The organism is Proteus mirabilis ATCC 29906 (assembly GCF_000160755.1).
Classification (GTDB): Bacteria; Pseudomonadota; Gammaproteobacteria; order Enterobacterales; family Enterobacteriaceae; genus Proteus; species Proteus mirabilis.
In genome coordinates, this window is record NZ_GG668579.1 from 321,316 (window position 1) to 336,948 (window position 15,633).

Genomic DNA, 15,633 nt, shown 5'->3' on the forward strand with positions numbered 1-15,633 from the left:
GCAATGAGTAATAGCAACTTGTTTATAGATAATGAGGTGCATATCTGGATTGGTAATCTACAAACGATACCATGTTTAAGTAAAGCTAAATCCAGAATGCACATCTTAAATAACGATGAAATTTCATCGTTATTCGACTACCCTTTTATAAAACAACGAAATATTTTTTTGCTATCAAGAGTCATGTTACGCGATATTTTATCATTTTATTTAAAAATTTCACCAGAAGATGTAAGATTTTCAAAAAATGAGTACGGGAAACCATTTATTTTAAACGAATCAAAGGAAAGCATTTACTTCAATTTATCACATTCAAATAATTGTGTTGCTCTCGCTATTTCAAATACATCATCCGTTGGTATTGATATTGAATATTTCAACCGTGATATAGAAATAAATAGCATTATAGATTATTATTTCTCAAAAAAAGAAAAAAAATACCTATCTTATTTTGACGAGACTCAAAAAAAACATAATTTCTATAAGATGTGGACATTAAAAGAAGCCTATATTAAATCAAGAGGCATTGGATTATCAGAAGAAATCATTAAGAATTTAGATTTTTATATAAAGAGAGATCAATTTGATAAATTATATTTTATAGAACAGCATTACTCTGCTCATCTTTCATATATTACCAAATCAATATTAGATAGCTATAAAATATCCATAATCACATATCACCATCCATTTAACTATAAATTCTTAACATGGGGTGATATAAAAAGCAACCTGCCACATCATTTATTATAGTTATACGACCACAATGAAATTATATATTAACAGTTAGTTTTAAGTATTATTTGACTGACTATAGGTCATATAAAAGATATGACAATTCAATTCATATATTCACACCAAAACACGAATAAATTATAAAAAACCATCAATATATTAGCACTCATATAAATAAGGAAAAATTATGTTTAATAATAAAACAAAAAATACTATTATTAAAAATAAATCCGATTGGTTAACCATACCTGAAGCTGTATACCTAGCCAACCAGAAAAAAACAGAGAAACAATTAACCGACAGCGACGTTTATCGCCATGCGCTATCTTGAAACATTTATTTATCTATATACTTTCAATCTACAATTATATTAAGGAAAGTCACAAAAATTAAGAATAAAATTAAATTGAAAAAAATAGGAAACTCTCTCACAGATCGTTTATGCTATCTTGATACACATTGTTTCATTAAACATATAAATTATACCACACTCACTCAAGATAAATATATTCATTCTAAAAAAATGGGTCATTGATACCACTCTGATCGGGTATGAATTCGTAACAATTCAACACTTACTGGCGCACTCAATCAATATATCACCACCAATCACAGGCAATCAATGTATTAATTATGGCATTTCAGTTTTATTATCAAGAACTCTATTTCAAGCGTTTGAGAAAATAACATGAAAAGAACGAATTAGCCAACAACTAATGTAATTACCTGAAGAACTAAAATCTGAGATTTATAACAACATTAATCGAATGAAACTCATAAATCCAGTGACAAAGAATATTTCCCTATTTATAAATTACCACAAGATTCCTGTTTTGTAATTCGCCTGACTGAACTACAAAAGCTGATGAATGCCTATGTAAATATTAAACACACTCCAACATCGACACGCATATCCAGCCCTTTATCTCGTCTTTTCTGGCTTTCATGTAAACATAATGAAGTCATCAGTCCATTACTAGGAAAACCTTACAAGCTTTTATCCATTTTCGAACAATGGGCATCTACCGAAGGTATTACTGACAAATTCAGCGGCGATACACTGAAAACAGCACTTGAACGCGGTTCTCCCACTTCAGTGCCTTATTGATTTAACTCACCATTATACTGAAATACGTATTAAGAACTCAAAAACTCTTAATACGGGCTTACGTGCTTTCTTCTTCACCTTCGCTTATGCTTTTTTATCTTCTCCAACCCCACTCTACACTGGAGAAAATCATGACATCACATCAGTTATTACGCCTGAAACAGGTCGAAGAAAAAACCGGTCTGAAACGCTCGCAAATCTATCTGTATATGAAAGGGGGCTCTTTTCCTCGTTCAATAATAAAGGTTGGCCCTGCCAGCGTAGCCTGGCTCGAATCTGAAATTGATGAATGGATCAACCTCAAATTAGCCAACCGCTGAAGTGTTTAAGGAAGGTCCGAAATCATGATTCCGTCTCTGAATTACGCCGTATTAACAGATGCCCTGCGTGCGCTGAAAGAAGACAATATTCACCATCGTGAATCTCTGGGACTCACCTTAGACGAAATGAATACCCTCAGGACAACACTGGTGCTTTAATGAAAAAACGAAATTTCAGTGCAGAATTCAGACGTGAATCCGCTCAGTTAGTGGTGGATCAACACTATACGGTTGCAGATGCCGCAAATGCCATGGATGTCGGACTTTCCACTATGACCCGGTGGGTAAAGCAGCTACGAGATGAACGTGCCGGCAAAACACCTAAAGCCTCCCCTATCACGCCGGAGCAAATTGAGATACGTGAGCTGAAGAAAAAACTTCAACGTATTGAAATGGAAAATGAAATATTAAAAAAGGCTACTGCGCTCTTGATGTCAGATTCCCTGAACAACTCTCGATAATCGGGAAACTCAGAGCGCATTATCCTGTGGCCACGCTTTGCCACGTGTTTGGGGTTCACCGCAGCAGCTATAAATACCGGAAAAACCGTCCTGACAAGCCGGATAGCAGGCTAGCTGTATTACGCAGTCAGGTTCAGGAACTACACGGCCTCAGTCATGGCTCCGAGGATGCAAGAAGTATCGCCACAATGGCCACACACAGGGGCTTCCGGATGGAACGATGGCTTGCCGGCCATCTTATGAGGAAGCTGGGGCTGGTGAGTTGTCAGCAGCCTGTTCACCGATATAGACGTGGGGGACACGAACATATTGCTATCCCGAATCACCTCGGACGTCAGTTTGCAGTGACAGTGCCTGACCAGGTATGGTGCGGCGATGTGACGTATATCTGGACAGGTAAACGCCGGACTTACCTTGCTGTGGTACTCGATCTATTTGCACGGAAACCCGTGGGGTGGGCAATGTCGTTCTCTCCGGACAGCAGGCTGACCACCAAAGCACTGAAAATGGCATGGGAAAGACGCGGTAAGCCATCCGGGGTTATGTTCCACAGTGATTAGGGTAGTCACTATACAAGCAGGTAGTTCAGGCAGTTACTGTGGCGATACCGGATCAGGCAAAGTATGAGCAGGCGCGGAAACTGCTGGGATACTCATTCTAATATACTTTCAAATACCGGATCGGACTGACCCGTGCTGGGATTGGCTCAAATGCCTTTGTGTTGACCTGTCGTCCGATTCTGGTATTTCCCGGGCATAACCGGGCCCAGAGTTTGTGACCTGATAGGAGCTTTGTGCTGCATCCCGAGTGTCCTGTCCTGCGATGGGGATGATTGTGCTACCAATATCTGGAGGCAAACCATGCAAAACGACCGCCAATCTTCTGAAACCGTGATTCTGGGTGTCGATACCCATCTTGATATTCATGTCGGCGCTGTTATCAGTCAGGCAGGTAAACTGCTTGGAACTCACATTATTCAAACAAATCAAGCGGGCTATCTGGAACTACTTGATTGGGCACGTTCTTTCGGTAGCCTCGAACGAGCAGGCATCGAAGGAACAGGAACATATGGTGCCGCATTAACACGCTATCTCATCAAGAATAGCATTTATGTTGTTGAAGTTAACCGGCCAGATCGCTCAAAACGCCGCCTTGAAGGGAAGTCAGATCCACTAGATGCAGAAAATGCAGCCCGGACAGTGCTTTCAGGGAGCAGCAAGGCCATACCAAAAATGCAGTCAGGTGCATGTGAGGCTCTCCGGATTATTAGTGTTGCCCGACGTAGTGCAGTAAAAGCCTGTACGCAGGCGATTAATCAGCTTCGTGCACTGCTGGTTAGTGCCCCGCAAGATGTTCGCGACAAACTCTGGAAATCGAAACCACACGAATGCGTAACCGCCTGCATTAACAGCGAAGTGTCAGAGCACTCACCGTTACGTATAGCCTTGTGCAGTACGCTTCGAAGCCTTGCGAAACGATGGATGGCCCTGACTGAAGAGTTGAATGAACTAGACGAATCACTAGATAAACTGACCCGCAAGTATGCCAGTAACCTTCGTAGCCAGTTTGGCGTTGGGCCACAGACGGCTGCAACACTGCTGGCAGTTGCGGGTGATAACCCCGAACGTTTAAAAAATGAAGCGGCCCTGGCATCGCTCTGTGGCGTAAATCCACTGCCAGCATCATCAGGGAAAACAGTAAGGCACAGATTAAACCGTGGTGGCTCACGTGAAGCAAACAATGCCCTGTGGACAATAGCCCTTGTACGTATGCGTAGCGATCCGCGCACGAGAATCTATGTCGACAGACGAACTGGTGAAGGGCTATCGACTAAAGAGATCCTGAGATGCCTAAAACGCTACATCGTCCGTGAGCTCTATCCATTGATTTTATCGGACCTCGCATATGCCAATCGCCGCTCTTGACATAGGAGCGTCAACAGTCCGATGGAGCGCTTTTTCAGGAGTCTGAAAAACGAGTGGATGCCGGTGACAGGCTACACCAGCTTCAGTGAAGCTGCTCAAGCGATAACGGGTTATATCGTCGGGTATTACAGCGAACTCAGGCCGCACGAATATAACGGTGGATTACCACCAAATGAATCGGAAAACCGATACCGAAAAAACTCTAAAACCGTGGCCAGTTTTAGTTGACCACTACAAAAGCTTATTGATGAACGAACTGATGATGTTTTGTATGGTGAACCATGATACAAAAAATGGACGATGGGCCGAATGATCTCATTTAATACATCTTCGCCTTATACCAACGCGAATGGAAGATTAAAAAAGTGGGCAAAAAATAATAACAATTTAAAGTAAGCATCAGCGTCAAATTAATGGCCGAAAAATCGCTCTATGCCCACATCCTTAATCTGACCACGCCGTGGCAGGTTAAATCCCTTGCTCTCAATAAAAATGCAGATTCTGTAACCGGAACAAAGAATTCTTCAAGGTGGCGATAATATTCCATTATGGAAAGCTAAATATGGCTTTCTGAGCCTTATTACCATGACTAAGGAATACCCTATTATCAACAGTATAAAAATGTAGTTTGCAGGATGAGCGGGCTCTTTACCGTCCGCATTCGCAGGGAAATTGAAATCTATGTCACTCTGCCAGATCCAAAAATAAGGTTAAGGCCGCATTCCTTTGCGGCGTCTTATTCCTCTGTTCAGACCTTATCCATCATATAACGATGCGCTTTCGATGCTGCCTGGCGGCTTTAAAAATATAGCGCTTATCGTTTTTCAGTGCTTTCAGCCAAGAAGCAATATAACTTTCGTGCTGAACCTATCCGACAATCCCCAGATCCGCCATCAGGAACACGCTTCCCAGCTCGGCGATCAACTCTTCAAATGCATAATTTTCACTGCTAAATCTTCCTTTCATTTCGCGGTTCAGGCGACTTTTGCCATCGCTCCAGTGAACAATCTCATGCAGATCCGTGGCATAAAAGCTAGCGGCATCGGAAAAAAACGACGTTCAGGTAACAAAACCTCATCTGTTGATGGCATGAAAAAGGCGTTTTGTCCTTTCTCAATGATGTTAGCACCGCTGTTACAGAACAGATTTTCAGCCTGTGGCAACGCGTCAAACGTCGCTTGTGGGGCAACGGTATCTGCCGTCAGTGAGAGGCCATCAATTTGTTCGACATTAAACACGACAAAGGTTTTCAGCATCGGGATATGGTCAATTTCTCCGGTGTCGTTTTCCTTCTCCAGGATGGTATAAAAAATGGCGGTCATGCCGTGCTAGTCCTTACGAACTTGCGCACCTTCTGCCCTAGCCTGTTTGTATGTCATCCAGCAGGAATCACTGAATCCTCATTCTGATTCACTGCACCCGCTGTAGGCTGTGCCAGTAGCGTAGTTGGAAGGCATGCCGGACATACCCGGTACGCGCTGCCACGGACACACTCAGGGTTTAACGCCTACTTCCAGTGTGGTAATGATGAGGTCGGTAACGATCTGATAAATATCGGTTCTGGTTTTGGAAAATTTCGTTTTTGAGGAGCCTGACGGGTCCAGCGGGGATACGCTGGCCGCCGTTGCGGTGTTAGAGGCACTTGTCTGAGTATGCAAGGAAGTGATCATAGTTTTTTCTCCATCAGTAATGTGATTTTCATCTTCGTATCGCCTGACAGTTCGCTTTCTCGGCATCGTTCTGGCCCACAAGGGTGCAGCATGCGTGCACTTCACCCTTACGGGACCGGTTGTGCCGTGAAATGATTAACCGGAAGCTGATACGGGAACAAAAAGCACACAGGAGGAAAAATCGGTCCCTGCATAGCCGAACTTAGCGCCCTTTACTCCGTATTGGTGAAAAGTAGATTTGTGGTAATGAATTGGGGATTGGTACTGATAGAAACATCTTGTTGGCACCGAGATCTCAAAAAATGTCTAGAATTAAAACAGGTGTGCTTACCTTAATGTGATAGAGCCCTAAAACATGCATCTTCAAGTTAATTGTGCATGATTATAAAAAAAAAGAGGCACCCATAGAGTACCTCACTTACTTTATATCTTATTAAATCAGAATATATTAAAAATCAATTTTGACATTTATCCCATAATTTCGACCCGGTAATGGGACTAAATATTTCAATTGAGAAGATGCAGGTCTTGCTTCAGTATCGGTGAGATTATTAATAATAAAATCAACCGAAACATCTACCTTATCAAGGTGGTATTTTTTGCCAATCCCCGCATCAACTAACGTATAGGAAGGAAAGGCCATATCTCCACCATACATTAACCCACCGCTTTCTTTTTGTTTTTTATAGTAAGTTGCACTACTAAATGCAGTTAATTCATCATGTTGGTAATAAATACTGATACCATGCTTTTCATTAGGTAAATTTGGCAAATAGTGACCTGCAATAAACAGTTTTCTTTTGCTTTTATTTTCGACAAAATCACCAAATAGTGTAAATGTTAGATTGTGATCATGAGGCATTTCATATAAATATTTAAATTCATATTCTAATCCTTTTGTTTCAAGATCGGTGTCATCCCATTCCATAACAGGACCAGCACCACGACTGATACCCGTTAATCGTCTAAATTTAAAACCACTGTAGTCTGTTTTATACAAATTAAGTTTATTAGAGAAATTGCCAATCTCAATAACAGATGATAATTCAATACTTTTGCTTTTTTCGGTATTAAATTCACTGTTTCCTTGTTCTTCAATTAAATAAGCATAATGAGGGCCATGTGTATAAAGTTCATTAATTTCTGGTGCTCGATAAGAAATATTTTGTTGTAGTTTTAATGTCCATTCATCAATTGGTGTAAAAGATAGAGCGAGTGTATTTGCACTTGTATCAAAATGACGGTTTTGTAAATTAGAACCTTGCCCTCTACCACGATTATAATTCGCTGGAATATTGAGATTATGTTGAGTGTAACCTTTACGATATCCAGCAGTGAGCTCAAAAGGAGATAAATTTAGCGATTCAACCCAATATATTCCGTACTCTTTGGTTAATACACTGGGTAAATAAGCATCATAACCAGACGTTTTCAGATCACGATAATTACCGTTGATCCCAAACGCACCATTAAGTCGATTAAATAGCGGAGTATGTGCAGTTTCTAAAGCTAACTGATGGCTTTTTGTATTAAATACCGATGAAGCAATTTGGCCGACTAACTCTTCATCTTTAGATTCAGAATAAGAATAATAAAAAGCACTGTCTCTTAAAAATGGTGCTAAATGATCATGTTTTCCTTGTATATCTATTCTTCGATTACTATTTGAAACCGAAACAGGTTTATACCTTTCTCGAGTTGTTTTAGTTGTGAGATAAGCATAGCCTGGCACTCCATACGATGTTTGAAAATCAGTGACAGAAAAACCTAAGTAACCGTCATCTCCGATATAAGAGAGTGATGCGTTACCACTTTGGCTTTTTAAAAAGCTATTGGGAATTTCGTTATTATTATTTTCAACATAATGCTTTGGAGGTGTGACATGTTCAATAGATGTGGGGCTACCAGGTTTATATCGTAAGTTAGGTTCATTATCTACATAACCAATACCTGAAAAATAGTCCTTATCTTTAAAGGTATATTTATCATCCTCGCTTAACTCATATTCAACCTGATATTTTTTCCAAAACTCACTAATGTAAGGATACGCTTCAGGGTTACGGCTAGTAAACACTTTCATATCCACTTGGCATTGATCACGTAATGCAGAGTGGTCTTTTAGCTGTTGATAGCTATAGCAAGCACCAACTTTAGAGCGTGTTGGAATTTTATATTTTGAGACTCGTTTAGTAGCACCGGAAAGATTAAAAATCCAGTTTTCTTTATTACTGAATTTAATATTTACTGATCCACCGTTACCATTATTAGTGCTACCATTAAATGTCACGGCACCTGAAATTGCTTTTTCAGGAAACTGTGTCATTATTCGATCATCCCACAAATGAATTGCACCACCACTGCTGCTACCACCATAAAGTAGTGCTTCGGAGCTTTTACTAATTGATATTTCGTTAATTCTATTCATATCAACAGGAATAGGCATATTCCCACTAATAAATGAAACATCATTAATCGGAAGATTATTAACTAAAATCCCGACTCTATTGCCAGAGAGACTTCGAATAACAGGCCTTGCCGCATTTGGGCCAAAACCTTCCGCTTGTACACCAGCAACTTTTGAAACGGTATTACCAATCGTATTTGTTTTTATTTGTTCAAGTTGTTTTCCTTTTATCTCTTCTCGATTATTGAGTAATAAAGAGGAGAATGTCTCTTTGTTTTTTATTGATGTTGCTTTAACAGTAATAACATCGTTTGATGTTTCTTTTTCTTGGCTTTTATCTTGATTATTCTCTTTTCCATATAAAGGAGACGACAAAAGTATAAGTAAAATAATAGAGAGTTTACTTTTTTTCATGATATTCATATTAGAATGTAAGAGTAGCGCCTAAGATAATATTACGACCAGGTAAATACATTTCATCTTTAATATAAGAGGTGCTGTCTTTCCCTTTTACATCAAAGATATTATTAATCTTGGCGTATAAGGTATAATCTGTGTTATCTAAATAACCAATATATTCACTACCTAAACTAACTGTGTTATAAGCCTCTGTGGATGTTTCATAGTCTGCTGTTTTATTCTGTTTTCCAAAATAATCAATGCGAATTTGTCCAATTACGTTTTCTGTAAAACTATGTTTAATATAAGTACTTAAACGATAAGCCGGTATTCTTGGTATATTTCCCTTATTGTGTAGTAAATTTGCTCTAACATAATCACCAGAAATACCAATTAAGCTATCTTGGTTATAGTAATAATCAATATTTCCTTCTATACCTTTAAACTGTGCATCATTTTGAACATATTGTAATGAACGATAGCCATTATTTAATTCAGTCCCCGTAAATTGACCGTAAATATAATTATTAATACGGTTATAATAGGCACTCATATTGAATTGAATATCACCTGTTACTTTAGTTATTCCAATATCAATATTATTTGCAGCCTCTGCGGTTAAATTAGGATCGCCTTTTTCAATAGTTCGACTTGCAGCATGAACACCATTCGCGTAAAGCTCTTCTGCAACAGGTAATCTTTTCGTGTGTGAAAGTGATAAATTTAAAAAATAGTCTTGTGTAAAATTCCATGCTAATCCAGCAGAAATAGAAGATGCACTCTGCTTATTATTTTTTTGAGTTTCTCTATTTAACAGTGATTGCCACTCTTGGCGAAATCCTAATTCATAGCGAAAATCACCTAATTGGTATTCTTCTAATAAAAAGAGTGAGTGATTTTTTGTTTTTGTTGACGGTACATAAGCTTCTTCTCCTTGAGCACTAAAATCACGCTGGTTAAATTGCCCGCCAATAACACCATGCCAACCCCAAATAGGTTGATGTGTAAATGTCAGTCTTAATTCATCGCCTTTGTTTTTAAATGAGGTACTGACTTCATTTCCTTCTTTTTCATCATGATGATAATCGGTTCTGACCGCACTGAAACGTATTGATTCAATACCAGTAAATGGATTGTTTTTTTCACCACGAAGATCCCATCGTTTGCTATCCATAACAATATAAGGAATACCATGTTGATGTTGTTCATCAGGGTATTCATGATTGTGATTATGATGATGATGGCCGATTAAAGGAGGGCGAATTGGGGCGTGATGATGGTGATCATCTTCATGATCATGAAAATGCGTATGACCAGGCAGCCCATATCGACGATGTTGTTCACCATAACCAATCCCTATATAACCGTCATCAAAAAGCCAGGATACACCAATATTTGCCGATTGGTTATCTTGATAAGATCCTGCTAAACGGCTAGTTTCTCCTTGATGTAAAGGTTCTGGTTGTTTGTAATCACTTTGATAACGTTTAGTACCCTCAAGGCGAAGCGCCAAATTATTTTCTCCTAACGTTAATCCTACTGATCCTGTATTTCCTTTAGAAACAGAATCGTATTGATAATGCAATTCACCCTCATAGCCTTTTTCAGGCACTGACATAGGAATCTTGCTATCAATAACATTAATTGCACCGCCTATTGTGCCTCCTCCATAAAGTAATGTTGAAGGGCCTTTTAATACTTCAATGCGTTGACTTAAAAAGGGTTCACTGGTGATTGTATGATCTGCACCAATAGAGGATACGTCCATAAGATCACTACCACTGTGTAATACCTTGACTCGATTGCCTGACATTCCTCGAATAACTGGATGAACTGAGCCTCCACCAAAAAAGCTGGCATGAAAACCTGGTAAGGATGTTAAGGTTTCAGCAATCGAGGCACTACGATTAGCGCGTAGATCTTCTTGTGTCAGAACAGAAACGGGGATCGCCATTTTCTCTTGCGGAGTATGCAAAGGTGTTGAATAGACCTCTAATACCTCATTGTTCCGATTTTCAGTTGATTTTATTGCAGGGCTTGCATTTGCAAATAAGGAATAACTCATTGAAATAAAAAATGTTGTATAATTAAAAATAGATTTTTTCATACTATCCGCCATTTTTTGTTATGTTATAACATATCACATTGTATGTATATATAATTATCATTAGCAAGTGATTATTTAAAAAATAATAAAAATTTGGGCTGTCCTAGATAAGGTTTAAGTTTTAACTATCTGTTTTAGAATACTTAATTGCTTCTTTGCAGCTTGGCGTATTAAACGGGTTATTGTTAAATCTGGTGTATGGCACCATCAGACAATGCTCCGATCTGATGCTTCATCCTCTGCATACTGGGGTTGACGGTGTAAGTATCCCGCATAATTAATTTGCCAACGAAGGAGATCGCTATGCGTAAAGCCTGTTTTACTGAGCATCAGATCATCGCCGTAATTAAGTCGGTTGAAACCGGGCGGACTGTTAAAGTTGATGACTTTAACCGTGAGACATTGTCGATTAAAATCATTCTGAATCTGCCAGATCTGCGAATGATCCGTGTACTCGACAGGATCGCGGCAAACTGCGGCTACCCGATCATGCTGCACATGAATAATGGTCCAGAATTTATCTCACTGATACTGGCTGAATGGGCAGAAAAACATGCAGTAAAACGGGATCTTATCCAGCCAGGTAAGCCGACGCAGGACACTTTCATTGAATACTTTAACCGGACATACCGTACATACGCGATTTTTATATATTCATGATCAGACGTGAGATAAATAACGAATTGGAGTGGGTTTAAACAGGTTATAACGAATAGGTTACTGTAATTAATTTTCAGTATATGTAAGAGAATTTCGAGTCCGTTTACCATGCTGTGTAAACGCCTTTTTCAAAAGTGACCATCCTGGCGGTCGCGGTCACCGAACTCGACAATAAAGCGACTCTATTACTATACGCCAGTTCCTCAGCGGCATTGTCCATTTTTGCGAGGCAATCCGTCAGACAGTGCGGGGTTAGGATTGAAGCCACAGAGCACCGTTATCACTGGATACAATGGTACGTTGGCTCAATCTCAGGCTACGTGGGTATTGTACTATGGACGCTTTTGTCAATCAGTAATGGATTATATAGCCAGACATATCGATCTGTACCTTGCTAAATGGGTTACCCGTAAATACAAGAGGGGACACGGTAGTCTGGTTCAAGCGTATGAATGATTAGACAGGATCCGGAATGTTAAACTCAGTTTGTTTGCACACTGGACTATTTGTACGCGATGTTACCAGTCAACTACAAGAGCCAGATGACGGGATACTGCCACGTCCGGCTCCGTGGGAGTGGAGGGGGAAAGTTCCCCTCCACGACGCGATAACCTCATATAATACTAGAAAATAAAAATCAGATAAATGATAGTGTTCACTACTTTTTAGTGATACACCTTGCAGAATGTACCATTGCAACAAATCCTGCTGCTATCATCATAGTATCTTTCAGAACTAACCTTCCCGCACCGGAAAGATAAGGAAACTCAGTATGAGCATCTGCTCCATGTACCCAGGTTTCAGGTGTAAACACCAAAAATGTTAATGTGACAAATGGCGTAAGAAACACTAAGGCAGAGCCCTTTCCATTTATTATTAAGATAAACATCAGCATAGTACTTTCCTGCTGGAGTTGGATTTCCTTGATTGAAACGATGAATATCTAACGTCGTCTTCCCTTGAGTATGCTGTAAAAAACTGGGATCAAATTCAGCATATTTCATAGCCACTGTGTCCATGGAAAAAACTCCCAGTGAAATAAATATGGCAGGCAGGAATGAATGATGTTCAGTTTAAGTGCAATATTTCATAAATATTATCCTTATTTCAGAGCTGACTCACTTAATTCATGCCCACCATAATCGTTAACAACTGTCCACTTCACTTTTCCATATCCCGACATATTTCCATGTATAGGAAGGCGTATTGAAGAATAAGGAGCAACCATATCTACTGGATTAATTGATTGTGAGTAGTTGCTCTGAATCAAAGTAATATGATTATAAGTAATAAAATAAGGACTTTGATTATCTGCACAAAGAAAGGCCTTTGCTCCTTGTTTTTCAATATGCCATATAACAGAATTATAGGCCTCACTGAGAGAACGTGTGAGTTTTTCTGGACGATAGAATAGCTTTATGCGACTATGGATCGGGAGTTGAAGATAATTTGAGTTTACATTTAAATTATTTTTATTTTCAAATTTAGGTTTAGCTGAAATATCCAGTATATTTAGCCAAAAAATTGATTCACGATCATTAGGCAGTGCTTCACCCGTATACATAATTCGTAATGTTTGCCCTGTGTGAGGTTCTATACGAAATATAAGCGGAGTAATAATAAAGGGAACATTGACTGAGTCTGGAGCAACACTGGCATCACCAGTATCAATCCAGGACTGAATTAAAGATGGAGTAGATTCATCATTATTAATTTTAATATTAATACCTTCCTAGTTTTCAGGATAAATAACTCAGGTACCCAACATTAGCATAACTTGACACAGAAAATAAGCCGGCCATCATGAAAAAGAAAAGTTTTTTCATGGAAACTCCGAACAAAGCAGTGCAGATGAGCTGCCTTGTAAATAATGATAATAAAAACGCACGATTATTATTTATTACTCATAGGCAATAGTGTAATTAACACTAGAAATGACATCCCCTACAATTGCTTTTCCTGTAGCATAATATTGGGCCATATAGCGTAGTGTCGCTTCATCGTCACTATTAATAGCTTCTGAATGGACATCCTGTCCGACAAAGTCTTTCCCTAATTGAATAGCAGTAGTACCATCGTTATTTAATAACTGAATTTGAACATTTTGTGCTCCGTCAGAGCTTGCATTTTTTAGTTTGTTCGTATTAAAGTCAGTATTAGCTCCGGGTTCAAAAAAAGCTTTCACATTACTAGATCCATTTTGTCCAGTAGTGCATCCAGTAAGACTAATTGTACCGTCATATGCCATTGCTGAGTTAAAAATAGCAACAGACAGTACCGTACTTAAAGCAATATTATTTTTAAATTTCATTATTTGGTTACTAACATAAAAATCAATCTATAAACTTCATTGAGGGTATTTATATCCTTAATTTATATATTAAAACTATAAAAAACAGGTGCTACTCTATTAAAATTATTAAATATAAACGCCATTATTTAATAAAAAATTACTAACATTCACCAACATGAAAAATACGGAAGCTTTATTTGAAATTACAAACTTATTATTTATTAAAATGTAACCTCATGTAATTAAAATATAATTAATGGATATAATTTTCTTTCTAAAAATAAATTATGTTAATATGTTATTATTGATCGATAATGTATTTTTTTGATAGATTAAAACCATCAATATAAACATAACAATCGTTTTTAACGATCATTTTTAACAATTTATACTGATTGTAAAACTCATTTATATTGATATAGAAGGGAATAGGTAATACAGAATATATTTCAAAGTATATTTTATTAATCTTAATGACTATATAAGCAAATTTAAAAAACTTTAAAATAATTATTTAGAAAATAAATATATATTAATGCAACCATTAATGATAATAATTTATAATCTTTAATTATAGGAAAGGCACCATAAATACATTGTATTAATATTTATAACATAGACTTGGCGACTATATTAATCACCTATTCTTTTGTTAAAAAGAAAACAACAAATAACAAAAAATAAATATATGAATTAAAGAAAAATCATTCTTTAAATGATATACCTTGATCTGCATCACAGTATAATTCGGATATTTAATTACATATAACTTATAGTTGTTATATATACCTTAACAATTAATGAATGCAAAAATAGAAAATAATAACCGATTTTGACCACATATAAAACTTATTACACATATAATGATGCTTTCACATTTCTCATGTTTTAGTTTTAATCTTTTCAGCGCTCAAAGATAATCTCTCTATTGGCTTCTATCACGTGGCTTGCATATTTTCATCAAATGGATAGTCAATCTCTTTATCATTATATATCACATTTAATGTGGTTATAACGAGCTCTTATTGAACATTCATATCCTTGGTTTTTATGCACAGTAATGTGCAGCTAAACAGCTTTTATTCCTAGTCATTTTGCTAAAAAAAAGATTACTAAAATTATAAAAGCCACCAACCTATAACATTATTTTATATCCGTGATGACATAAATATAAATAAATGAAATATTTTCACTTAATATTTCAGCAAGATTTTTTACCAAAAAGGAATTAAAAATGAAAAATTATAAAGTCGCAGTCAGCTATGATATGTCTGACTCTATTTCAACTCATCGTAAATATGTTAATATTCTACATACTGACTTCTCTTATATTGCCGCAATTATTATTTCACTTGATAATATTCAAGATGGAAGGCTCGATTTTATTGAACAAAATAGCTTTGGACAGCCTGTATTCGCTATTATTAATAAAGATAAAGTTATTCCGACTAATATTATTAATCGATTAACAGGTGTAATTGATTTAAATAAAAAGAATACAGACCGGATTCAGCCGGCTGTTCCCAGACTGACCGGTAATATCTGACCATA

General features: G+C 37.5%; 11 protein-coding genes and 7 pseudogenes. 11 read left to right on the forward strand and 7 right to left on the reverse strand.

Annotated features, from left to right (window positions below; genetic code table 11):
- Positions 1-3: 3 nt before the first annotated feature.
- The 8 genes and pseudogenes from HMPREF0693_RS12370 to HMPREF0693_RS18940 all read left to right on the forward strand — a co-directional run.
- A complete protein-coding gene (locus tag HMPREF0693_RS12370; RefSeq protein WP_000071884.1) occupies positions 4-753 on the forward strand; it encodes a 4'-phosphopantetheinyl transferase family protein in 750 nt (249 codons plus the stop codon).
- A gap of 169 nt (positions 754-922) precedes the next feature.
- On the forward strand, positions 923-1,066 hold the full coding sequence (locus tag HMPREF0693_RS19750; RefSeq protein WP_000482925.1) for a hypothetical protein: 144 nt from the start codon (positions 923-925) through the stop codon (positions 1,064-1,066).
- A gap of 908 nt (positions 1,067-1,974) precedes the next feature.
- The gene (locus HMPREF0693_RS12375; RefSeq protein WP_000200567.1) at positions 1,975-2,163 is read left to right on the forward strand and encodes an AlpA family transcriptional regulator; all 189 of its coding nucleotides are present in this window, start codon (positions 1,975-1,977) and stop codon (positions 2,161-2,163) included.
- A 24-nt stretch (positions 2,164-2,187) separates the two neighbouring features.
- Positions 2,188-2,301, forward strand: a pseudogene (locus HMPREF0693_RS19560) (DUF2857 domain-containing protein); the annotation flags it as partial.
- A gap of 20 nt (positions 2,302-2,321) precedes the next feature.
- Positions 2,322-3,274: pseudogene (locus tag HMPREF0693_RS12385) on the forward strand (IS3 family transposase); the annotation flags it as partial.
- Positions 3,275-3,484: 210 nt separating this feature from the next.
- Positions 3,485-4,549 (forward strand): IS110 family RNA-guided transposase, encoded by a 1,065-nt coding sequence (locus tag HMPREF0693_RS12390; RefSeq protein WP_004239726.1) that lies wholly within the window; start codon positions 3,485-3,487, stop codon positions 4,547-4,549.
- Between the two features lie 12 nt (positions 4,550-4,561).
- A pseudogene (locus HMPREF0693_RS12395) lies at positions 4,562-4,777 on the forward strand (integrase core domain-containing protein); the annotation flags it as partial.
- 12 nt (positions 4,778-4,789) lie between these two features.
- A pseudogene (locus tag HMPREF0693_RS18940) lies at positions 4,790-4,945 on the forward strand (ClbS/DfsB family four-helix bundle protein); the annotation flags it as partial.
- A 352-nt stretch (positions 4,946-5,297) separates the two neighbouring features.
- On the opposite strand, the pseudogene HMPREF0693_RS18945 reads toward HMPREF0693_RS18940, so the two are convergent.
- The 3 genes and pseudogenes from HMPREF0693_RS18945 to HMPREF0693_RS12410 form a co-directional block, all read right to left on the reverse strand.
- Positions 5,298-6,219, reverse strand: a pseudogene (locus tag HMPREF0693_RS18945) (ArdC family protein).
- A gap of 448 nt (positions 6,220-6,667) precedes the next feature.
- Positions 6,668-9,037, reverse strand: a complete 2,370-nt coding sequence (locus tag HMPREF0693_RS12405; protein ID WP_004239729.1) for a TonB-dependent receptor plug domain-containing protein — start codon at positions 9,035-9,037, stop codon at positions 6,668-6,670.
- A gap of 10 nt (positions 9,038-9,047) precedes the next feature.
- Positions 9,048-11,129: a TonB-dependent receptor gene (locus tag HMPREF0693_RS12410; protein ID WP_036932453.1), complete on the reverse strand. Its 2,082-nt coding sequence runs from the start codon at positions 11,127-11,129 to the stop codon at positions 9,048-9,050.
- 378 nt (positions 11,130-11,507) lie between these two features.
- On the opposite strand from HMPREF0693_RS12410, the pseudogene HMPREF0693_RS12415 reads away from it, so the two are divergent.
- A pseudogene (locus HMPREF0693_RS12415) lies at positions 11,508-11,783 on the forward strand (DDE-type integrase/transposase/recombinase); the annotation flags it as partial.
- A 664-nt stretch (positions 11,784-12,447) separates the two neighbouring features.
- Here the strand turns inward: HMPREF0693_RS12415 and HMPREF0693_RS12420 are convergent.
- From HMPREF0693_RS12420 to HMPREF0693_RS12430, 4 genes and pseudogenes are all read right to left on the reverse strand, one after another.
- Positions 12,448-12,651, reverse strand: a pseudogene (locus tag HMPREF0693_RS12420) (DUF417 family protein); the annotation flags it as partial.
- On the reverse strand, positions 12,590-12,808 hold the full coding sequence (locus HMPREF0693_RS18630; protein WP_071587368.1) for a FimD/PapC N-terminal domain-containing protein: 219 nt from the start codon (positions 12,806-12,808) through the stop codon (positions 12,590-12,592). The gene HMPREF0693_RS18630 and the pseudogene HMPREF0693_RS12420, both read right to left, overlap by 62 nt.
- Before the next feature lie 83 nt (positions 12,809-12,891).
- Positions 12,892-13,515 carry a fimbrial biogenesis chaperone gene (locus HMPREF0693_RS12425; protein ID WP_081355108.1) on the reverse strand — a complete coding sequence of 208 codons (624 nt, stop codon included), beginning with the start codon at positions 13,513-13,515 and terminating at the stop codon, positions 12,892-12,894.
- Positions 13,516-13,689: 174 nt separating this feature from the next.
- Positions 13,690-14,100 (reverse strand): fimbrial protein, encoded by a 411-nt coding sequence (locus HMPREF0693_RS12430; protein ID WP_000669584.1) that lies wholly within the window; start codon positions 14,098-14,100, stop codon positions 13,690-13,692.
- Positions 14,101-14,924: 824 nt separating this feature from the next.
- Between HMPREF0693_RS12430 and speFL the strand changes: the two genes are divergently transcribed.
- Both speFL and HMPREF0693_RS12435 read left to right on the forward strand, forming a co-directional pair.
- Positions 14,925-15,002: a leader peptide SpeFL gene (speFL, locus tag HMPREF0693_RS19835; RefSeq protein WP_223310125.1), complete on the forward strand. Its 78-nt coding sequence runs from the start codon at positions 14,925-14,927 to the stop codon at positions 15,000-15,002.
- Between the two features lie 314 nt (positions 15,003-15,316).
- Entirely contained in the window at positions 15,317-15,628 is a 312-nt protein-coding gene (locus HMPREF0693_RS12435; protein ID WP_001351056.1) for an Orn/Lys/Arg decarboxylase N-terminal domain-containing protein, read from the forward strand.
- Positions 15,629-15,633: the final 5 nt, after the last annotated feature.